This window comes from Amycolatopsis rhabdoformis, from assembly GCF_035918295.1.
Taxonomy (GTDB): Bacteria; Actinomycetota; Actinomycetes; order Mycobacteriales; family Pseudonocardiaceae; genus Amycolatopsis; species Amycolatopsis rhabdoformis.
The window spans coordinates 6,192,555-6,213,320 of sequence record NZ_CP142149.1 but is presented as its reverse complement, the minus strand read 5'-3'; the positions used below and the strand labels follow the sequence as shown (position 1 = coordinate 6,213,320).

Genomic DNA, 20,766 nt, shown 5'->3' with positions numbered 1-20,766 from the left:
CAACTTCCTCACCCCGACAGGATGGCTCGGCCCATGCGCCGCCCCATCGTCCCCGCCAACTTCCAGGCCACCCCGACCCTCGGACGGGATGGCCCGGCCCAGTGAGCTGCCCCATCGTCCCCGCCAAGCCGTGACCTGCGTCGCAAGTCGGGGCAGGTCCGCGGGAGCCGTCGACGCTAGAGCGCGGGGAGGTTGAGCGCGAAAGGTGATGCGGATGTGCCCTCACCGGACGGTGGCGTCGGAGGCCTTGAGTCCCGCGGAGGTTGCGGGGTTGGCGAGGCGGTTGGCCGGGCCTGTAGTGCTGCCGGGTGCGGCGGGGTTCGAGGCCGAGTGCGAGACGGCCAACCCGCGCACGCCGTTGCGGCCGGCGGTGGCTGTCGGGGCGGCGACGGTGGCGGATGTGCAGGAGGTGGTGCGGTTCGCGGCCGAGCGGGCGTTGCCGATCGCGGTGCTCGGTGGTGGGCACCAGGTCGCGAGCAGTGGGCGGGGCGCGGTGCTGATCAACCTGTCGCGGCTGGCCGAGGTGGATGTCGAGCCGGTGGCCGGGATCGCACGGGTGAGGGGAAGTGCACGGTGGGGCGAGGTTGCCGAGAGGGCCGGTGAATGTGGGCTCGCGGCGCTGAGCGCGTCGTCGGCGACGGTGGGCGTGATCGGGTACCACCTGGGTGGTGGGCACAGTCCGATCCTCGGCCGTGTGCACGGGTACGCCGCCGATCATGTGCGCGCGCTGCAACTCGTGACGGCGGACGGCGTCGTGCACGAAGTGACCGCCGGCCACGAGCTGTTCTGGGCGCTGCGCGGTGGAAAGGGCAACTTCGGGGTGGTCACGGCGATCGAGTTCGCGCTGTTCCCCGTGAAGTCTTTCTACGGCGGCGGGTTGTACATCAAGGGCGAGCACGCCGCGGCCGTGCTGCACGCGTGGCGCGAGTGGGCGCCGGCGTTGCCCCGGGAGATGTCGACCTCCCTGGCCATCCGTCGCAGGCCGGAAACCCTTGTCCACGTGCGGTTCGCGTCCACCGGGCCGAATCCCGAAGCCGTGCTGGCCCCGCTGCGGGCCGTGGCGCCGGCGGAACGCGACACCATCGCCGAGACGCCGTACCGGAACAGCCACCAGCTGCACCTGGACCCGCCGGCACCGGACGGCTGGGTCGAGCGCTCCACCGCGTTGCGCACCTTCCCAGCCGAAGCCGCGGAAGCGGTGCTGGCCGCCGAGCTGGACGTGGTGGAGCTGCGCGCGCTCGGTGGGGCACTGGCGGACGAACCCGCGGTGCCGAACGCCGTCGCGGGCCGTGGTGCGCCGTGGGTGGTCACCGGGTCCGGCCGAAGTCGTGCGCAGCCGGCCGACCTCACCAAGTCGCTCGCGCCGTGGTCAACGGAGGAGCTGAACGCCAACCTGCTCACCGACAGCACGACCCCCGACGAGGTCCGCGCCGCCTACGGTCCGGCCCGCTACGAGCGGCTCGCCGGGCTCAAACGCCGCTACGACCCGCACAACCTGTTCCGCGTCAACCACACCATCGTGCCGCGCTAGAGCGCCACCAGTTCGGCCACGCGGGCGGCGGCCGCCTGGGTCGCGGTGAGCAGGCCCGGCGACGGCCGGGAGCCGTGGGCGATGGTGGTCATCGTGGCGAACGCGTTGCCCGGCAAGGCGAACGGCACCGACACGCAGGTGAGGCCCGCGGTGTGCCGGCCGGCGTCGACGTGCAGGCGGTGGTGGTTCTCGTGGGCGCGGGCGATCGCGGTGCCTTCGAGCACGGGACTGCCGGGCTCGGCGAACACACCCAGCGGCTCGCGCGCGTCGATCAGCACCACGAACACCGCGCTGCCACTCACTTCCAGGGTGAGCGACACCCCGGCGCCGGTGCGCGTGGCCAGCTCGGCCACGGGCCGGCCCGCCGCGGCGCGCAGCCGGCGCTCCAGGCGTGAGCCCGCCGCGAAGCCGAGCACGCTGCCGCCGAGCCGGTAGCGCGTGCCGGTGCGGCGGACCGCGCCGACGTCGATCAGCTGCGTGAGCAGCCGGTACACGGTCGCGCGCGGGATGCCCGTGGCCTCGGCGAGGTCGACGAGCCGGGCGGGGGCCTGCGCGCGCACCTCGTCGAGCACGGCGAAGGCCGCTTCGAGCACACCGCGGCCCGGGCGCGGAGAAGCTGCCATCGTGTGGTCCCTTGAGCTGAGTTGATCTCCGGACGGTACCGCACCGAACGGCCTCCCCAGGACCTGTCGTCGCTGGTCGGAGGCCCGGCGGCCCTCGGCGCGTGGCCGATCGGGCACGCGCGCGTCACCGGCCGGGGGCGTGCACGAGGTGCTTGATCTCCTGGAACTCCTCCAGCGCGCGGCGGCCGTTGAGCCGCCCGACGCCGCTGTGCTTGAACCCGCCCTCTTCGAAGCTGTCGTTGACCACACCCCACGTGTTGGTCCACACCGTGCCGGCGTCGATCCGTCGGGCGACCCGCAGCGGCCGGTCCACGTCGCGGCTCCACACGCTCGCCGCCAGCCCGTAGTCCGTGGCGTTGGCCAGCGTCACGGCGTGGTCCTCGTCGTCGAACACCTCGAACGTGGCGACCGGGCCGAAGGTTTCCTGCTGTACCAGGGGAACGTCGGGGCGGTCGACCTCCAGCAGCGCCGGGCGGAAGTACGCGCCACCCGCCAGCTCCGGGTCTTCGGGCGCCCCGCCGCGCACGATCGGCGTGGCGTACTCGAGCGCGGCTTCGACGAGGTGACCGACCCGCTCGACGGCGGAGTGGTCGATCATCGGGCCGACGTCGCTCGCCGGGTCGTCACCGGGCCCGACGCGCACGGCGGTGAGCGACTTCGCCAGCCGCTCACGCAGCTCGTCCGCGACCCCGCGCTGCACGAGAATCCGGCTGCCCGCCATGCAGAACTGCCCGGCGAACGTGGTGATCCCCCGGGTGAGCACCGGCACCGCGGCCTCGAGGTCGGCGTCGTCGAACACCACCATCGGCGATTTCCCGCCGAGTTCCAGGGAAACCGGCACGAGCCGGTCGGCAGCCTGGCGCATGATCGCCTTGCCGACCGCCGTGCTGCCGGTGTAGCTGATCACGCCGGCGCGCGGATCGGTCACCAGCAGCGGCGCGCCTTCGTTGCCGGATTCGGTGAACGCGTTGAGCACACCTGAGGGCAGGCTCGGCGCGGCCGCGATGATGTCCAGCAGCAGGCCGTTGAGCACACCGGTCTGGCCGGGCAGCTTCATGGCCACGGTGCAGCCCGCGGCGAGCGCCGGTGCGAACGAGCGGATGGCGAGCACCACCGGCGAGTTCCACGGCACGATCACCGCCGCGACGCCGATCGGCTGGCGCAGCGAGAACGAGTACAGGCCCGGCCGGGTCTCGGCCGCGCCGCCGAGGTCGGACAGCGCGAGGCCGGCGTAGTAGCGCAGCTTCGGGATCGCGAGGCCCACCTCGAACGCCGCCTCGCCGAGCACCTTGCCGTTTTCCCGCGCCAGCGCGAGCACGACCTCGTCGCGCCGGCGCTCCAGCTCGTCGGCGATCTCGAACAGCACCCGGGCGCGCAGCTCGCGGTCGTGGGCCCAGCCGGAGGCGAACGCGCGGGTCGCCGCGGTCAGCGCCGCGTCGGCTTCGGCCGCGCCGCCGTCGGCGAACGTGCCGAGCACCGCGCCTGTCGCCGGGTTCAGCGATTCGCGCACGGGCCCGCCGGCGGTGCGCCGGCCGTCGATGAAGTGCCGCGCCTCAGCCATGAGTCCACCTTCCGACGTTTATCTATATGAATCGAGTTTACGAAAAGTGGATAACGCTGTCCAGGCCGAGTGTCCACTTCGGAATCGTCCACTCAGCGGACTCGGCACTGCGCGGCCCGCGCCGCGGTGCCTAGCCTGCGCTCATGGACTTCGACGTGATCTTCGTGGGCGCCGGCCACAACGCGCTGGTCGCGGCCGCCTACCTCGCGAAGGCGGGCCGCGCGGTGTGCCTGCTGGAGCAGGGCGACCGGCCGGGCGGGCTGGTGCGCAGCGAGGAGCTGACGCTGCCGGGGTTCCTGCACGACACGTACTCCGCCGTGCACCCGAGCTTCGCCGGCGGGCCGGCGTTCGCCGAGCTCGGCGCGGACCTCGCGCGCCATGGCCTGCGGTACGTGTCCGGTGGCGTGAGCACGGGTTCGTCGCTGCCGGACGGCTCGGCGGCCGTGATCGCCACCGACCCGGAGGTGCTCGGTGTCGAGCTCGGGCGGCTGGGGGAGCAGGCGGCGTGGAATGGCCTGGTCGGCGACGTCGCGCCGCACCTGGAGCCGCTGTTCACCCTGCTCGGCACGGACCTCACGACGCCCGAGGCCGCGCACCTGCTCGGCCTGCTGCGCCGCGACACCGACACCGCGCTGCCGTTCGGCGCGCTGCTCGCGGGCAACGCGCACGAGCTGATCACCGAACGCTTCCGCAGCGAGCAGCTGCGCATGGCGATGCTGCCCTGGCTGCCGCACTTCGGCATCGGCCCGCAGGATTCGTTCGGAGCGCTGTGGGCGGCGTTGCTGCCGGTGGTGCTGCCCGCCGGAAACCCGCAACCGGTGGGCGGCAGCGGCAAGCTCGCCGACGCCTTGGCGGCGCTCGTGCGTGAGCACGGTGGCGAGATCCGCACCCGCGCCCGGGTGGACGCCGTGCTCACCAGCGGCGGCCGCGCGACCGGCGTGCGCGTGGCCGACGGTTCGGTGCTCAGTGCGCACCAGGTGATCGCCAGCACGACTCCCGACGTGCTTTATGGCCACCTGCTGCGTGACGCCGACGTGCCCGCGGGCGTGCGCGCCCAGGCCGCGCGCTACCGGTTCCGCCGCGGCTGCCTGCAGCTCAACCTGGCCCTGTCGGCCCGCCCGCGCTTCGCCGACGCCCGGCTCGACCAGGGCGGCTGCCACAACCTCGGCCGCGGCGTCGGGGAGCTGCTCCGGTCGACGCAGCAGGCCGAAGCCGGCTACCTGCCCGAGCACCCGACGATCTCGTGGCACGAACCCACCGCCGTCGACCCGTCACGCGCGCCCGCCGGCCAGGCCGTGGTGCGCATGCAGATCCTCGACGTGCCCCTCGCGCCGATCGGTGACGCGGCGGACCAGATCGACGTCGCCGGCGAATGGACGCCCTCGGTCGCGCAGCACTTCGCCGACCGCGTGCTCGCCGAGGCGGCGTTGCACGTGAAGGGCCTGGACGAACTGGTGCTCGCCCGCCACGTGCTGAGCCCGGCCGACCTCGCCCGCGCCAACCCGAGCACCGGCCCGGGCGACCACGCGGCCGGCCACAACGGCCTCGCGCAAGCCTTCACACAACGCCCGATCCCCGCCCACCGCGGCGGCTACGCCACCACCGTCGACGACCTGTACCTGATCGGCGCCGCGTCGTGGCCCGGCTCCGGCGTCACGGGCGCCTCGGGCCGCGCCATCGCCCGCCGTCTGCTCGGCTGAGCCGCACCAGATCCGGCGCGAAGCGACCACGGGCAGCACGAAGGCCCCGGATCGAGTGATCCGGGGCCTTCGTGGCGGGTGGGCGATACTGGGATCGAACCAGTGACCTCTTCGGTGTGAACGAAGCGCTCTCCCCCTGAGCTAATCGCCCTTCAGGTGAGTCCACATCGGACTGCGTGCGCGATACTGGGATTGAACCAGTGACCTCTTCCGTGTCAGGGAAGCGCTCTCCCGCTGAGCTAATCGCGCGCTGCGGAGTCAAAGCTTAGCGAACCGCTTCGGGGCGTATTCACGGGGTCCACCTTCTCGGTGCGCGGCAGTTTGGCCAGGTCACAGCTTCGGCCTCGGGCACAGCCGTGCGGCGGCCTCGGCTCGGCCGTGGAACGAGTGCGCCGGAGGTGTCCTTTGGCTTCGAGGCGCCGATGCAGGGGAGACCGCGATCAGGCCGGCCGCGTCCTCCGCGTAGGCCGGGCGGAGCTTGCCGCGGATCTCGGCGTCGGGCTGCCGGCGCTCGTGGCAAGGGTTTCCCCAAGTCTGGTTGTGAAGTGAAACTGGATGAGTTGTGGATGGCCTCCAGCGCGGAGATCTCGGGCGTCACGCGGATCGTCTTGCCGGAGCGGCGCAGTCGAGAAGCGCGAATGAGGTGTGCCGTCGAGCACAGGTTTCAGCGACAGAGTGGAAAAGTATCGATATTTCGCTACTCTAACGATGAACGGGCCACCTCGGAGGGGAAGGTCGATGCCACCGTCGTCACGCGCGAAGACCTCGCCGCACCGGCGGCCGGCACCCACGGCCCACGCAGACTGCCCAGGCTGACTTCGCAGAGAAGGAATCCACCATGCGCTACGGAAACATCAACGGCCGCGTCGCTCTGATCGACGGGGATCGTGCGCTCGACGTCGACAAGGCCAGCGGCGGCCGGTTCGGCCCGGACCCCGACGCCGTGTACGCCGCCTGGGAAGAGTTCGCCGCCTGGGCGCGCGAGCAGTCCTTTGAGGACGCGGTGCCCTTCACCGACGCCGAGGTCGGGCCGCCGGTGCTGCGTCCGGCGCAGGTGTTCGCCATCGGCCTGAACTACGACGCGCACGCGTCCGAATCGGGTCTGCAGGCCTCGAGCACGCGGCCCACGGTCTTCACGAAGTTCGTCACCAGCATCACCGGCCCGTACGACGCGGTGCGCCTGCCCAGCGGCTCCGTCGACTGGGAGGTGGAGCTCGTGGTGGTGATCGGCAAGCGTGCCGAGAACGTGGCGAAGGAGCAGGGCTGGGACCACGTCGCCGGCCTCACGGTGGGCCAGGACCTGTCGGAGCGCGACGTTCAGCTCGACGGCCCCGTGCCGCAGTTCTCGCTCGGCAAGTCCTACCCCGGCTTCAGCCCGCTCGGGCCCGCGATCGTGACGCCCGACGAGTTCGCCGACCGCGACAACCTCGCGCTGAGCTGCGCCGTGGGCGACGAGGTGCTGCAGGACGGCCGCACCGGCGATCTCATCTTCTCGGTGCCGGCACTGGTTTCCTACTTGTCTTCGGTGCTGCCGCTGCTGCCGGGCGACGTGATCTTCACCGGCACGCCCGCGGGCGTCGGCATGGGCCGGGATCCGAAGCGCTACCTCGCGCCGGGCACCACGCTGGTCAGTGAGATCGAGGGCATCGGCCGGCTGCGCAACGACCTCATCGCCTGATCGCCCCGGAACGGTCCCGGCCGCCACGCGCCGGGACCGGAGAAATATCGATTTTACCGTAGAATGTTCGAGTGGTGACCAAACCGACTGCCAGCCGCACCGAGGAAGTCTTCGAGACGCTGCGGGCCGAACTGCTCGGCGGCCGCTTCGAGCCGGGCCGGCGGATGAAGTCGCAGGAGCTGAGCACCCGCTTCGGCGTGAGCATGTCCGTGGTGCGCGAAGCGCTCACGCGCCTGGCCGAGCAGGGGCTGCTGGTCGCCACTCCGCAGCGCGGCTTCACCGTGCGCCCGCTGTCCGTCGACGATCTGGCCGACCTCACGAAGGTGCGGGTGCAGATCGAGTCCCTCGCGCTGCGCCAGTCGTTCGAGCTCGGCGACCTCGGCTGGGAGACGTCGGTGCTGGGCACGCACCACGCGCTGGAGCGCACCCCGATGGTCCTCGACGACGGCACGTACAACGAGGACTGGACCATCGCCCACCGCACCTTCCACCGCGCCCTACTGGCCGGCTGCGCCAGCCCGCGGCTCGAGACGATCGCCACGTCGCTGCGCGACAGCGCCGAGCTCTACCGGCGCTGGTACTGGGCGCTCACCGACGACCACCACCGCGACATCGCCGGCGAACACCGGCGGCTCAAGGACTTCGCGCTCGACCGCGACGCCGACCGAGCCGTGGAACTGCTCGCGGCGCACATCGAACGCGCGCCGCAGGCGTTGATCGCCTACGCGCAAGAACACGGCCTCGACTCGGCTTTCGCCTGAGGCCCGGCAAAACGCGCCGGCCGGAGCAAGCCCAGCCGGCGCGTTGTCGCACGGGAACTCAGTCGACGATCGTGACGACACCCGACGGCGCGTCGAGCGCGGCGACGGTGAGCTCGGCCGCGCGGTCGAGGTGCACACGGGGCTCGGCCGGCGCGGTCTCGTTGTAGGTGCCGGGACCGTAGAACTGGCCGTAGCTCAGCACGACCCCGCCCTCGGCCAGCACGGACTCTTCGAGGTCCTTCACCGCGAGGCCGTCGGGGCCGTCCAGCGGCCACGCCACGCTCTGCGCGAGGATCTTCGTGGCGCCGGCGGCGCGGGCGGCCTCGATGAGGTTGTGGTTGCCCTCGGTGCGGATGCGCGCGTTGCGGTCGGCGTGCTCGCCGATCTTGCTGAAGTCGTCGGGCAGGTCGGTGAGCTCGTTGAGCACCACGTCCGGCTTGAAGTCGCTCACGGCCTTCACGAGGCCGTCACGGTCGAACACGTCGCAAAGGATCGCGACGGCGCCGAGGTCCACGAGCGACTGCACCTTGGCGCCCGAGCGCGTCATCGCACCGACCTCGTGCCCGGCCTCGATCAGGCGCGGGATCAGCCGCTGCCCGAGCACTCCGGTGGCGCCGGCGAGGAATACCTTCATCACTTCTCCTGTTTCTGCGAACGGTCCGATACCACCGACACTAAGTGGTAGCGGGAGGATTTCGTGGTCCAGTCAAGCCGTGAAAGCGTGGGCCAGTCCGACTGTCCTCGATGGACACTGCGGATCGGCGAGCACGGCAAACACCGAGTAAGACGGACACTGTGGAAACGCCGGACAGTCAGGCCCGGGCGGTGAGCCGGTCGACGGCCCACACGAGCAGGGCCACCACGCTGAACCCGGCGCCGAGCACGCAGACCGCGCCCCAGCCCCACGCGCTGTACACCGTGGTCGCCGCGACGGCGCCGCCGCCGAAGCCCACCGAGTAGTACGCCATGTTGCTGCCGATGAGGCGGCTGCTGGCGTTGGGATCGAGGCCCACGATCAGGTGCTGGTTGGTCACGTGGATGGCCTGGCCGGCGAAGTCGATCACGATGATGCCGATGATCAGCGGGATCAGCGATTTCGGCAGCCACGCGATCGGCAGCCACGACACGGCGAACAGCACGAGCGTGATGCCGGTGACCCACTGCGCCCGGCCCCGGTCGGCCAGCGCTCCCGCGCGCGCCGCACCGAAGGCGCCGGCCGCGCCGACGAGACCGAACAACCCGACGGCCGAGGTCGAGAGGTTCCACGGCTCGGCCGAAAGCGGCAGTGCCATCGAGCCCCACAGCGCGCCGAAGCCGGCGAACATGAACAGCGTGATCAGGCTGCGCACGCGGAACACGCGTTCGCGCACGGTCAGCCGGACGATCGAGGTGATCAGCTCGCGGTAGGACACGGTCGGCCGGTTCGGCAGCTCGGGCGGCAGCCGCAGGCCGAGCAGCACGGCGACCCCGAGCATCAGCACCGCGGACACGACGAACACCGAGCGCCAGCCGAACGCGTCGGCCAGCAGACCGGCGACGGTGCGCGCCAGCAGGATGCCGATCACGACGCCGCTGGTCACGATGCCGAGCACCCGGCCGCGCGATTCGGGCCCGGCCAGCACCGCCGAGTACGCGATGATCACCTGCTGCACCACCGTCGCGAGCCCGACCACGCCACTCGCGACGAAGAACAGCACCGGTCCCGGCGACACGGCCACGGCCAGCAGTGCGACCGCGGCGATCACCGACCCGACGGGGATGAGCACGCGCCGGTTGAGCAGGTCGCCGAGCGGTACGAGCAGGATCAGGCCCGCGAAGTAGCCGACCTGGGTCACGGTGGTCACGAAGCCGAGCCCGGCCGGGCCGACACCGAGGTCGCGGCCGATGTCTTCGAGCAGCGGCTGCGCGTAGTAGATGTTGGCCACCGCGATGCCGCAGACGACGGCCAGCAGGACGGCGAACCCGGTGCTGATCCCGGGCCGGGGTGGTCCGGGCGTTTCCCGGACGTCGAGCGAAGTCATGGTGTTCCTCGGGGTTCAAGGCAAGCGGTGGGCGATTCGGCCCAAAACCCACGGTAGGCACGATTGGACCTGGTGTATGGTCCATTTCCGTGGCAGGAACACGGGCCAATTCAGCAGACGGCAGACGCTCGGCCGAGGGTCTCGGCGCCGATCTGCACCTCGACCACCTGGACCTTCGCGGCCGGCACGGCTTGCGCACGTCGCTGATGGACGCGTTGCGCGAAGCCGTGCGCTCGGGCCGGTTGCTGCCGGGCGCGCTGCTGCCGTCTTCGCGCACGCTGGCGGCCGATCTCTCGATCGCGCGCAACACGGTCGCCGACGCCTACGCCGAGCTCGTGGCCGAAGGCTGGCTCACCTCACGGCAGGGCTCGGGTACCCGGGTCGCCCGCCGCGCCGAGCCCCGCCGCGCGCCGGCTCCGGGCGCCGACCGCGTGCCGCTGAAGGCGCCGTCGCCGATCCGCACGCCGGACACGAAGTTCAGCCTGCTGCCCGGAAACCCCGATCTGGCGAGCTTCCCGCGTGCGCAGTGGCTCGCGGCGGCCCGGCGCGCGATCATGGCCGCGCCCCACGAAGCCCTCGGCTACGGCGATCCGCGCGGCCGTGTCGAACTGCGCACGGCGCTCGCCGACTACCTGGCCCGCGCCCGCGGCGTGTACGCGAGTCCAGAGCGCATCGTGATCTGCGCGGGGTTCGTGCACGGGCTGCGGCTGATCGGCAGTGTGCTGCGGGCGCGCGGGGTGCGCACGGTCGCCGTCGAAACCTATGGCGTGCCCCAGTACTACGACCTGCTCACCGAAACCGGCCTGGTGACGCCGGCCTTGTCCCTCGACGAGGACGGCACGCGCACCGAAGAGCTGAATTCCCTCGATGCCGGGGCCGTGGTGCTCACGCCCGCGCACCAGTACCCGACGGGTGGCGCGCTGCGGCCGGGCCGCCGCGCCGCCGTGGTCGACTGGGCGCGGACCACGGGCGGGCTGGTGCTCGAAGACGACTACGACGGCGAGTTCCGCTACGACCGCCAGCCCGTGGGTGCGTTGCAGGGCCTCGATCCCGAGCGCGTGTGCTACTTCGGCACGGCGAGCAAATCGCTCGCGCCCGGGCTGCGGCTCGGCTGGCTGGTGCTGCCGCGATCCGTGACGCACGAGGTGATCGCGGCCAAGGGCCACGTCGACTGGGCGCCCGGTTCGTTCGACCAGCTGGCGCTCGCCGAATTCCTCACCTCCGGCGACTACGACCGCCACGTGCGCGCGATGCGCCTGCGCTACCGGCGCCGCCGCGACCAGCTCGTGGCGGCGGTCGCCGAGCACGCGCCGGCGATCCGTGTGTCGGGGATCGCGGCGGGCCTGCACGCGGTGCTCGACCTGCCGCCGGGCACCGAGCGCGCGACGATCGCCGCGGGCGTGCGCGCGGGCGTGGCGCTCGTCGGCTTGGGGGACTTCGCCCACCCGTCGGTGCGCGAGAACAGCGGGCGCGACGGGCTTGTCGTCGGCTACGCGACGCCGTCGGACAGCGCGTGGTCCGGTGCGCTGGCCGCGTTGTGTTCGGTGCTGCCGCGGTAATCGGGCGGCGCGATCAGCACGAGCGGTCCCGTCAAGTCAAGGATTGACATGATGCGACCGCAACCTTAACGTTTCCTTTCGCCGCCGGGTTTCCGAACATTATTCACATATCTGAATAAATAGCACAGAGGTCCCCACCGTGCGAAAGGAAACTGCGATGCGCATGCGCGCCGCGCTCGTCGTGCTGGCGATTCCCGCTTTTGTCGCTGCGACCGCGTTGTCCGCGGAAGCGGCACCGGCCACCGGGCAGTCCGTTCTGGGCAGCCCGTCGGTGGCTCCGGGCGGAAACTTCGACCTGTCCACCTGGCAGCTGCAGGAACCGGTCGGTTCACCGGGTTCGCCGACCACCATCTCCTCGTCCCGGCTGCAAGGGCCGAACGGGTTCCAGGACAGCTACTTCTACACCGACACGCGCGACGGCGCGATGACGTTCTGGGCGCCGGAAAAGGGCGTCACCACACCGAATTCGAACTACGCGCGCTCCGAGCTGCGCGAGATGAACCGCAGCGGTTCGGCCGCCGACTGGTCGCTCAGCGGGTCGCACAAGCTCAGCGCCACCCTGCGCGTGGTGTCGGTGACGTCGAACGTCTGCGTGGGCCAGGTGCACCTCGGCTCGGGCGGCTCGTCGACGAAACCGTTGCTGGAGCTGTACTACCGCTCGAGCGGTGACATCGTGCTGGGCACGGAGAACTCGCCCGACGGCGGCCAGACCTCGCACACCGTGGGCCACGTCGCGGTGGGCAAGACCTGGTCGTACACGATCGGCATCTCCGGCGGCAACACGATCGACCTCACCGTGAACGGCAGCACCACGCACTACAGCATTCCGTCGTCGTTCAAGCAGTACAAGCAGTACTTCAAGGCCGGTTCCTACAACCAGTCCTCGTCGAGCAGCACGACGAAGGGCGCGCGCGTCGCCTTCTACGGGCTGACGGTTTCGCACAGCTGAGCCGAAAGAACACCGCCGCCGGGTCGCGATCGTGACCCGGCGGCTTTTTCGTGTGACCATCCACTTCGGACTTGACGGACCTGCTGCCGAGCGCCCGACGGCACCGCCGGCAGCAGCGCGCTACGGACCGACCTCGGCGGAACCCGAGATGCTCTCGATCAGCCGATCACGCGCGGAAGCCATGTGGTCGGCCAGGAAATCGCTGCACGCTGCGGCGTCGCCGCGGGCGATGAAGTCGACGATCGGCGCGTGGCGGTCGTAGGCCATGTTCGCGCGCGCCGAGTCGGGGCCGGCCGCGAGCATGGTGATGCGCGCCAGGCTGCTGATGCCCTCCCAGGACTGCAGCAGCAGCTGGTTGCCCGAGAGCCGGCACATCGTGCCGTGGAACTCGAGGTCGGCGTCGAGGTCGGCGGCCAGTGACTCGGGGCGGCGCAGGCGATCGAGGCGCCCGGTCAGCTCGTCGACGACCGAAGCCCGGTCGGGCAGCGCGCACAGCCGCCGCGCGGCGATCGTTTCCAAACCGAGTCGGACTTCGAAGAGGTCTTCCACTTCCTGGATCGACACCTCGCGCACGGACACCCGGCCGCGCGAATCCTGCACGGCGAGCCCTTCCTGCTGCAGCTGCCGCAGCGCCTCGCGAAGCGTCGCGCGGCTCACGCCGAGGGAAGTGCTGAGGCTGACCTCGGCCAGGTGCGTGCCCGCGGGGATGTCCCCGCCGAAGATCGCCGTGCGCAGCAGATCGACGGTCGACTCACGCAGCGTGGTCCTGATCGGCTTGCTCGTGATGTTGATCGACACGCCACTCTCCCCGCTCGGACCGGCACCACGGGTGATCGAGGGCGGCCGTCCGCAGTCTAGCGGAAAACTGTCGCTTGACGGACTGTCGACATGCCGACAGGATAGGCGAGCCAGGTCACGAGCCCGGCCCCACCACGACCGACGACGCACCTGCCTCGTCGGCGGCGACGAGCAGGAGACCGGGTGTGACCAGCGACGACGAGGTGGACCAGGCCGCGCGCGCCGGCGCCCGGCAGCCGGTTCGCGGCGCCCCGCACCACCCGCGCTCCTGGCCCGGCCGTGTCCCACCGACCGGTGCACGGCGTCTGCTCACCCCCGCTCGGCGGACCTCCGCCGCTCCCCCTTCCCCGGTCCCCACCCGGCGTTCCATCGCAAGGAAGCGAGAAACGACCCATGACAGAGACTGAGCCCGCCGACGCGGCTCTCCAGGCTGCCGGCGCCCCGCGGCTCTCCAGCCGGCAGCACCGGCGCGTGATCATCGCCAGCGTTTCGGGCACCGTGATCGAGTGGTACGACTTCACGCTCTACGCGGTCGCGTCGTCGCTGATCTTCGGCCCCGAGTTCTTCCCCGGTGCGGGCCCGATCGGCTCGGTGCTGGCCTCGTTCGGCACGTTCGCCATCGGCCTGGCCGTACGGCCGCTGGGCGGTCTGCTGTTCGCGCACTACGGCGACCGCGTCGGCCGCAAGCCGATCATGCTCACCACCGTGCTGGTGATGGGCTTGTCGACCACGTTGATCGGCGTGCTGCCCACCGCGGCGCAAGCGGGCGCGCTGGGCGCGTGGCTCCTCGTGCTCATGCGGGTGCTGCAGGGCCTGGGTGTCGGCGCCGAGTTCGCCGGCGCCGTGACGATGCTCAACGAGAGCTCACCCGAGTCCAAGCGCGGCTTCTCCAGCGGGTTCGCTTCGGCCGCCAACTACGCGGGCACCACGATCGCCACCGTCACGTTCGCGTTGCTGGGCCTGCTGCCCGACGACGTGCTCCTGGGCTGGGCGTGGCGGATCCCGTTCCTCGCGACGATCGTGGTGGTGCTGGTCGCGGTGTACGTGCGGACCAAGGTGGAGGAGACCGCGGCGTTCCAGAGTGCGGTGCAGCGCAAGGTGATCAAGCGCCTGCCGCTGGGCAACGTGATCCGGGAGAAGCCGCGGGAACTGCTGTGCATGGCCGCGATCTACTGCTTCATCATCCCGTGGTCCTACACGATCCAGACCTTCGGCCTCACCTACCTGACCACCACGGTGAAGCTGCCCAAGGAGGTCGCGCTGACCTGCCTGGTGATCGGTTACGTGTTCCTCATGCCGGGCATGGTGTTCAGCGGGATGCTGGTCGACCGGTTCGGACCGAAGAAGCTGATGCTGTGGGGCTGCGCCGGCGGCGCGGTGTTCGCGTTCCCGGTGTTCTTCGGCATGAACTCCGGCTCGCCGGTGCTCACCACGATCGTGGTGGTGGCGGGCCTGATGGTGAGCCAGGGCCTGCCTTCGGCGGCGTCGAGCGTGATCGTGACGCGGGCGCTGCGCACCGAGTACCGCTGGTCGGGCATCACCGTGTGCCGTGAGATCCCCGCCGCGGTCGTCGGTGGCACCGCACCGCTGGTGTCGGTCGGGCTCCTCACCCTCGGCCACGGCACGCCGTGGCTCATCGCGACCTACCTGGTCGTGCTCACCGGGCTGGGCCTGCTGGGTGTGCTGGCGATGCCGAAGGCCGTCTACCAGCGCAAGACCACAGCCGAAGCAGCTCCGATCCTCTGAAAGGGAACCGCAAGATGCACAAGGTGTTCACCGGCGTCATCCCGGCGTCGCTCATGCCCTTCACCGCCGACCTCGAGATCGACGAGGTGAACTACCGCCGGCACCTGCGGGACCTGGCGGACACCGACGGGGTCACGGGCATCGCCATCAACGGCCACGCCGCCGAGGTCTCCGCGCTCACGCCCGCCGAGCAGCAGGAAAGCCTGCGGATCGCGGTGGACGAGGTCGGCGACCGGGTCGACGTGCTGTGCGGGGTGGCCGACGCGGACACCGCCCGGGCCGTGGACACGGCGCGGATGGCGCAGGAGGGCGGCGCCCACGGGCTGCTGGTGTTCCCCTCGAGCGTGTTCGGCCTCGGCATGCGCCACCGCCGTGAGGTCGCCGTGGCGCACTACGCGGCGATCGGCGCGGCGGTGGAGCTGCCGATGGTGCTGTTCATCGACGCGGCGAGCGCGTCGACCACATTGGACGCCGCGCTGATCACCGAGCTGTGCGAGCGGGTCCCGAACATCACCGGGATCAAGGACTGGAGCGTCGACATCCTGGCCTACGAGGCCAACTTGCGGGCTGTGCGCTCGGTGTCGCGCCGGGTGTCGATGCTCACCAGCTTCAGCCGGGCGCTGCTGCCTTCGCTCGCGCTGGGCGGCGACGGCATCCTCAGCGGCCACGGTTCGATGATCGCCGACCTGCAGGTGGAGCTGCTGCGCGCCGTCGAGGCCGGTGACCTCAAGGCCGCGCGGGACGTGGTGGAGCGCATCCACCCGCTCACCGAGGTGTTCTACGCCGAGCCGGTGCTCGACCAGCACAACCGGATGAAGGTGGCGGTCGCGATGCTGGGCCGGATCGACGAGGCCCACGTGCGTCCGCCGCTGCTGCCGATCACCGACGAGGAGCGCGCCGTGATCGCCGACGTGATCAAGGGCCTGCCCACCGGGACCGCGAAGTGAACGCCGGGTACGCCGTCGTCACCGGTGGTGCCGGCGGCATCGGACGGGCGGTGGCGGCCGCGCTCGCCGAGGGTGGCCAGGCGGTGGTGCTGGCCGACCTCGACGGCGCCGCCGCCGAAACCGCGGCCAAGGACCTGCGTGAACGCGGGCACCGGGCCCTCGGCGTGGCCACCGACGTGCGGGTGCGCGCCGACCTCGACGGCGCCATCGAGGCGGGGCGCGCGGAGTTCGGCGAGGTGCTGCGGACGTTCGTGAACAACGCCGGCTACACCGAGCTGTGCGACCCGCTGGAGATCACCGAGCAGCAGTGGGACTCGATCATGACGGTGAACGCCCGCGGTGTCCTGTTCGGACTCCAGGCCGCGAGCGCCGTGATGACCGAGGGCGCCGCGATCGTGAACGTCAGCTCTTCCACCGCGCGCGGGCCGTATGTGCCTTCGGCGCACTACGCGGCGTCGAAGGCGGCGGTGCTGAGCCTCACCATGACGTTCGCCGCGCGGCTGGCAGCGCGGCGCATCCGCGTGAACAGCGTCGCTCCGGCGATTGTGGACACCGAGCTGTGGGACGGCTTCGACGCGCAGATCGCGGCCAAGGAAGGCCTGCCGCTCGGCGAGGCCAAGCGCACGCGGATCGAGCAGATCCCGATCGGGCGCGCGGGCACACCGGCGGACGTGGCGCGGGCGGTGGCGTTCCTCGCCGATCCGGCCAACGGCTTCGTCACCGGCGAGTGCCTGCACCTCACCGGAGGATCGTTCATGCAGTGAGCTCCGCAGTTTCCCCAGCCGTACCAGCAGAACCGAAGGGTTACGACGTGACCGACGACATCCCATTCGCACCCGGCCTCCGGATCGGCGACCGGGTGGAGTTCCGCAAGACGATCAGCGAGTCCGATGTGTACCTCTACGCCGGGATCACCGGCGACTTCGCCGCCAACCACGTGGACGAGCTGTTCATGCAGACCACCCACTACGGGCGGCGGATCGCCCACGGCTCGCTGCTGGTCGGCTTCACCTCGACCGCGTCGACGCTGATGTCCAACCGCACGCCGGCGCCCTCGGTCTCGGCCGGTTACGACCGCATCCGGTTCACCGGCCCGGCGTTCTTCGGCGACACGCTGATCACCGACTACGTGCTCACCGCCGTGGACGAGAGCCGCAAGCGGACGTTCGCCGACAGCACCATCCGCAACCAGGACGGTGAGGTGTGCGCGGTCGCCGTGCACATCCTGCAGTTCATCGACGCTCCGGGAGCCCAGCAGTGAAAGCACCGTACGCCGGGGTCCGCGTTCTCGACCTGACCCAGCTGGAACAAGGCCCCTCGGGCACCCAGGTGCTGGCCGACTTCGGCGCGGACGTGATCAAGATCGAGCGCCCCGGAACCGGGGAGATCGGCCGGCGGATGAAGCCGGCCGAGGCCGGTGGCTACAGCTCGTTCTGGGCGGCCAACAACCGCAACAAGCGCAGCCTGAGCCTCGACCTCAAGTCGCCCGAGGGCCGGCGCGTGTTCACCGAGCTGGTGAAGACCGCCGACGTCGTGGCCGCCAACTTCCGGCCCGGCGTGATGGAGCGGCTCGGGTTCGGGTACGAGGACCTCGCCGCGATCAACCCGCGCATCATCCTCGCGCTGGCCTCGGGGTACGGCCAGGACGGGCCGTACCGCGACCGGCGCGGGCAGGACCTCGCCGCGCAGGCGCTCGGCGGGATCATGGCGCTCACCGGCGACGCCGACGGCCCGCCGCGGCCGGTCGGCACCTACGTGGTGGACTACATCGCGGCCATGCACTTCGCGCAGGCGATCATGGCCGCGCTGGCCGCGCGGGAGCAGAACGGCGTGGGCCAGCTGGTGGACGTCTGCCTGCTCAACGCCGCCGTCGCGATGCACCTGCAGGAGGGTTCGGCCTACCTCAACGACCCGGTGCCCGTGCCGCGGCCGCGGCCGAACCTGGCGCACTCGCGCAACACCGCGCTGTACGGCACGTACGAGACTTCGGACGGCCGCGCGATCGTGATCATCGCCGACATCTTCATCGACGAGCCGTGGCAACGCGTGTGCCGGGCGCTGGAGATCGGGGACGAGATCGCGCGGGACCCGAGGTTCGCCACGATCGAGGACCTCGAGCGGCACCGGGACGAGTCGGCCGCTGTGCTGCGCGAGGCGTTCGCGCGCTTCAGCCGCGCGGACGCGGAAGCCCGGCTGCTCAAGGAAGACGTGCTGTGCGCACCGGTGCAGGCCTACGACGAGGTGTTCACCGACCCGCAGGTGCTCTTCAACGGCATGGTGGTGGAGACCGAGATCGAGGGTGTCGGCAAGCGGCGCATCGTCGGGCAGCCCGTGCGGCTGGCCGGCACGCCTGCCGACTCCGCCCGGCTCGCGCCGCCGCGGGTGGGCCAGCACAACGAGGAGATCCTGGCCGAGCTCGGGTTGTCCGAAGTCGAGATCGGCGAGGTGCGCGCGGCCGGCGCGATCGGTGACGAGAACGAACGCCGCAGCCGCGGGGAAGGGGACGCCTGGTGAGCTCCACTGTGGACGCGCGGCTGCCGCCGGTTCGCCGGGTGCCGGCCGCGCGGGTCCGGCAGGCGCTGTCCGGCGCCCGGCAGGTCGCCGTGCTCGACGACGATCCCACCGGCACGCAGACCGTGCGCGAGCTGCCGGTGCTCACGCGGTGGACGGTCGACGACATCCGCTGGGCGCTGCGGCAGGGCAAGGCCGGGTTCTTCGTGCTCACCAACACCCGCAGCCTCGCCCCCGACGCCGCGGCCGCGCGTGACCGCGAGGTGGCCGAGGCCTGCCTCACCGCGGCGGAGCAGGAAGGCGTGCGGCTCGCGTTCGCCAGCCGCAGCGACTCCACGCTGCGCGGCCACTTTCCCCTCGAGACGGACGTGCTCACCGATGTCATGGCGCAGCACGGTCAGGCTGTGGACGGCGTGCTGCTGGCACCGGCCTATGTGGACGCCGGCCGCGTGACGATCGGCGGGGTGCACTGGTTGCGCACCGCCGAGGGCCTCACGCCGGCCGCCGACAGCGAGTTCGCGCGCGACGCCACCTTCGGCTACCGGTCTTCCCGGCTGGCCGAGTGGGTGGAGGAGAAGAGCGGCGGACGGATCGCGCGCGGCGACGTGACCGAGCTGACGCTGGAGGTGATCCGCACCGGCACGGATGAAAAGGTGCCGGCTTCCCTGACGGACGTGCGCGACGGCCGCGTGGTCGTGCTCGACGCCGACGAGGACGACGACCTGCGGGCCACCGTGCTGGGCATCCTGGCGGCCGAAGGTTCCGGAAAGTCGTTCCTCTACCGAGTGGGCCCGTCGTTCGTGCGCGCACGGGTGGGGCAGGACGCGCAGCCGCCGATCGACGACGAGACGCTCGCGGGGCTCGTCGGCCCGGGCCACGGCCTCCTCGTGGTGGGCTCGCACGTCGGGCTCACCACCCGCCAGCTCGACCACCTCGGCCGGCAGCGCCGGTTCACCACGGTGGAACTCGACGTGCCGACGCTGCTCGACGACACCCGCGCGGAAGACCACCTGCGCGCCGCCGTGGCCACCGCGACCGCGGCGCTGGCCGAGAACCTGGTGGTGCTCAGCACTTCCCGCGCGCTCGTGACCGGCGACGACGAGGCCCACAGCCTGGAGATCGCCCGCCGGGTCAGCGCGGCGCTCACCCGGGCCGCGGGGGAGATCGTCGCCGCGCGCCGACCGTCCTATGTGGTCGGCAAGGGCGGGATCACGTCCTCGGACGTCGCCACCGGCTCGCTCGGGATCGACCGCGCGTGGATCCGCGGCTCGCTGCTGCCCGGCATCGTGTCGCTGTGGGAACCGGCGTCCGGGCCCGCCGAAGGCCTGCCGTACGTGGTTTTCGCGGGCAACGTCGGCGGCGAGGCGTCGCTCACCGAGGTCATCGAACGTCTGGAGAGGGCATGAGCACCCGCATCGTCATCACCGGCGGCGCCGGGTTCCTCGGCGCCGTGCTGGCCCGCCGGCTGCTCGCGGCCCCGATCGGTCTCGGTGGCGCCGCGCCGGAAGAGCTCGGTGAACTCGTTCTCGTGGACCTCTTCCCGCCGCCGGCCGACCTCGTCGCCGACCCGCGCGTGCGGGTGATCACCGGCGACCTCACCACGGCGTTGCCCGGGCTCGGTCCGGTCGACGCGATCTTCCACCTGGCGGGCGTGGTCAGCGGCGCGGCCGAGGCCGACTTCGACCTCGGCATGCGCACGAACCTCGACGGCACTCGCGCGTTGCTCGAGTACGCCCGGGGCCTCGAAACGCCGCCGGTGCTGGTGTTCTCCAGCTCGCTGGCCGTGTTCGGCAGCGACCCGGCGATCGGGCCGATCGGCGAGGTGGACGACACCACGCTGCCGCGGCCGCAGGGCAGCTACGGCGTGCAGAAGTTCATCGGTGAGCAACTCGTGGCCGACTACTCTCGCAAGGGTTTCGTGCGCGGCCGGTCCGTGCGGCTGATGACGGTGTCGGTGCGGCCGGGCAAACCGAACGCGGCGGCGTCGAGCTTCCTGTCCGGCATGATCCGCGAACCGCTGGCCGGGGTGCGCGCGGCCTGTCCGGTGCCGCCCGACACGGCGATCGCGTTGTCGTCACCGCGCAAGACCCTCGACGGGCTGCTGCTCGCCGCGTCGGTCGACGACAGCACCTGGGGCAGCCGCACGGCGATGAATCTGCCCGCGCTCACCACCACACCGAAGGAGATGGCCGCGGCGCTCGACCGCGTGGCCGGGGCCGGCACCAGCGACCTGATCGACTGGACCGACGACCCGGCGGTGGGCGCGATCGTGGGCAGCTGGCCCGCCCGGTTCCACACACCCCGGGCCGAAAAGCTCGGCCTGGAGCCGGAACTCTCGTTCGACGACATCGTGTCGGCCTACCTCGCCGACCGCTGACCGG

General features: G+C 71.4%; 18 protein-coding genes, 2 tRNA genes and 1 pseudogene. 13 read left to right on the top strand and 8 right to left on the bottom strand.

The window, feature by feature from the left end; all coding sequences use genetic code 11:
- The first annotated feature begins 271 nt into the window (after positions 1–271).
- Positions 272–1,531 (top strand): FAD-binding oxidoreductase, encoded by a 1,260-nt coding sequence (locus VSH64_RS28495; protein WP_326565796.1) that lies wholly within the window; start codon positions 272–274, stop codon positions 1,529–1,531.
- On the opposite strand, the gene VSH64_RS28490 is transcribed toward VSH64_RS28495, so the two are convergent.
- The gene (locus VSH64_RS28490) at positions 1,528–2,154 is read right to left on the bottom strand and encodes a helix-turn-helix domain-containing protein (RefSeq protein ID WP_326565795.1); all 627 of its coding nucleotides are present in this window, start codon (positions 2,152–2,154) and stop codon (positions 1,528–1,530) included. The genes VSH64_RS28495 and VSH64_RS28490 overlap by 4 nt on opposite strands.
- Before the next feature lie 124 nt (positions 2,155–2,278).
- Positions 2,279–3,715: an aldehyde dehydrogenase family protein gene (locus VSH64_RS28485; RefSeq protein ID WP_326565794.1), complete on the bottom strand. Its 1,437-nt coding sequence runs from the start codon at positions 3,713–3,715 to the stop codon at positions 2,279–2,281.
- Positions 3,716–3,858: 143 nt separating this feature from the next.
- Here VSH64_RS28485 and VSH64_RS28480 point away from each other — a divergent pair, with 143 nt between their 5' ends.
- Positions 3,859–5,415 carry a phytoene desaturase family protein gene (locus VSH64_RS28480; protein ID WP_326565793.1) on the top strand — a complete coding sequence of 519 codons (1,557 nt, stop codon included), beginning with the start codon at positions 3,859–3,861 and terminating at the stop codon, positions 5,413–5,415.
- Positions 5,416–5,494: 79 nt separating this feature from the next.
- On the opposite strand, the gene VSH64_RS28475 is transcribed toward VSH64_RS28480, so the two are convergent.
- The 3 genes and pseudogenes from VSH64_RS28475 to VSH64_RS48545 form a co-directional block, all read right to left on the bottom strand.
- Positions 5,495–5,566, bottom strand: a tRNA-Val gene (locus tag VSH64_RS28475).
- Between the two features lie 26 nt (positions 5,567–5,592).
- A tRNA-Val gene (locus VSH64_RS28470) sits at positions 5,593–5,664 on the bottom strand.
- An 81-nt stretch (positions 5,665–5,745) separates the two neighbouring features.
- Positions 5,746–5,910: pseudogene (locus VSH64_RS48545) on the bottom strand (hypothetical protein); the annotation flags it as partial.
- Between the two features lie 343 nt (positions 5,911–6,253).
- On the opposite strand from VSH64_RS48545, the gene VSH64_RS28465 reads away from it, so the two are divergent.
- Together VSH64_RS28465 and VSH64_RS28460 are read left to right on the top strand one after the other, a co-directional pair.
- On the top strand, positions 6,254–7,093 hold the full coding sequence (locus tag VSH64_RS28465; protein WP_326565792.1) for a fumarylacetoacetate hydrolase family protein: 840 nt from the start codon (positions 6,254–6,256) through the stop codon (positions 7,091–7,093).
- A gap of 74 nt (positions 7,094–7,167) precedes the next feature.
- The gene (locus tag VSH64_RS28460) at positions 7,168–7,854 is read left to right on the top strand and encodes a GntR family transcriptional regulator (RefSeq protein ID WP_326565791.1); all 687 of its coding nucleotides are present in this window, start codon (positions 7,168–7,170) and stop codon (positions 7,852–7,854) included.
- 58 nt (positions 7,855–7,912) lie between these two features.
- Here the strand turns inward: VSH64_RS28460 and VSH64_RS28455 are convergent, their stop codons facing one another.
- Both VSH64_RS28455 and VSH64_RS28450 read right to left on the bottom strand, forming a co-directional pair.
- Positions 7,913–8,488, bottom strand: coding sequence for an SDR family oxidoreductase (locus VSH64_RS28455; RefSeq protein ID WP_326565790.1), 576 nt, complete (start codon positions 8,486–8,488; stop codon positions 7,913–7,915).
- Between the two features lie 178 nt (positions 8,489–8,666).
- On the bottom strand, positions 8,667–9,875 hold the full coding sequence (locus VSH64_RS28450) for an MFS transporter (protein ID WP_326565789.1): 1,209 nt from the start codon (positions 9,873–9,875) through the stop codon (positions 8,667–8,669).
- A gap of 89 nt (positions 9,876–9,964) precedes the next feature.
- Here VSH64_RS28450 and pdxR point away from each other — a divergent pair, with 89 nt between their 5' ends.
- A complete protein-coding gene (gene pdxR, locus VSH64_RS28445; protein ID WP_326565788.1) occupies positions 9,965–11,434 on the top strand; it encodes a MocR-like pyridoxine biosynthesis transcription factor PdxR in 1,470 nt (489 codons plus the stop codon).
- A gap of 139 nt (positions 11,435–11,573) precedes the next feature.
- On the top strand, positions 11,574–12,383 hold the full coding sequence (locus VSH64_RS28440; protein ID WP_326565787.1) for a polysaccharide lyase family 7 protein: 810 nt from the start codon (positions 11,574–11,576) through the stop codon (positions 12,381–12,383).
- Positions 12,384–12,503: 120 nt separating this feature from the next.
- Here VSH64_RS28440 and VSH64_RS28435 read toward each other — a convergent pair whose 3' ends face one another.
- The gene (locus VSH64_RS28435) at positions 12,504–13,181 is read right to left on the bottom strand and encodes a GntR family transcriptional regulator (RefSeq protein ID WP_326565786.1); all 678 of its coding nucleotides are present in this window, start codon (positions 13,179–13,181) and stop codon (positions 12,504–12,506) included.
- A gap of 393 nt (positions 13,182–13,574) precedes the next feature.
- Between VSH64_RS28435 and VSH64_RS28430 the strand changes: the two genes are divergently transcribed.
- The 7 genes from VSH64_RS28430 to denD are packed head-to-tail and all read left to right on the top strand — an operon-like array spanning position 13,575 to position 20,762.
- Positions 13,575–14,927: an MFS transporter gene (locus VSH64_RS28430; protein ID WP_326565785.1), complete on the top strand. Its 1,353-nt coding sequence runs from the start codon at positions 13,575–13,577 to the stop codon at positions 14,925–14,927.
- A gap of 14 nt (positions 14,928–14,941) precedes the next feature.
- A complete protein-coding gene (locus tag VSH64_RS28425) occupies positions 14,942–15,874 on the top strand; it encodes a dihydrodipicolinate synthase family protein (protein WP_326565784.1) in 933 nt (310 codons plus the stop codon).
- Positions 15,871–16,638 carry an SDR family NAD(P)-dependent oxidoreductase gene (locus tag VSH64_RS28420; protein ID WP_326565783.1) on the top strand — a complete coding sequence of 256 codons (768 nt, stop codon included), beginning with the start codon at positions 15,871–15,873 and terminating at the stop codon, positions 16,636–16,638. The genes VSH64_RS28425 and VSH64_RS28420 overlap by 4 nt, the downstream gene beginning before the upstream one ends.
- Positions 16,639–16,685: 47 nt before the next feature.
- Positions 16,686–17,135, top strand: coding sequence for a MaoC family dehydratase (locus tag VSH64_RS28415; protein ID WP_326565782.1), 450 nt, complete (start codon positions 16,686–16,688; stop codon positions 17,133–17,135).
- Entirely contained in the window at positions 17,132–18,388 is a 1,257-nt protein-coding gene (locus VSH64_RS28410; RefSeq protein ID WP_326565781.1) for a CaiB/BaiF CoA transferase family protein, read from the top strand. The genes VSH64_RS28415 and VSH64_RS28410 overlap by 4 nt, the downstream gene beginning before the upstream one ends.
- Entirely contained in the window at positions 18,385–19,791 is a 1,407-nt protein-coding gene (locus VSH64_RS28405; RefSeq protein WP_326565780.1) for a four-carbon acid sugar kinase family protein, read from the top strand. The genes VSH64_RS28410 and VSH64_RS28405 overlap by 4 nt, the downstream gene beginning before the upstream one ends.
- Positions 19,788–20,762: a D-erythronate dehydrogenase gene (gene denD, locus VSH64_RS28400; protein WP_326565779.1), complete on the top strand. Its 975-nt coding sequence runs from the start codon at positions 19,788–19,790 to the stop codon at positions 20,760–20,762. The genes VSH64_RS28405 and denD overlap by 4 nt, the downstream gene beginning before the upstream one ends.
- Positions 20,763–20,766 lie beyond the last annotated feature (4 nt).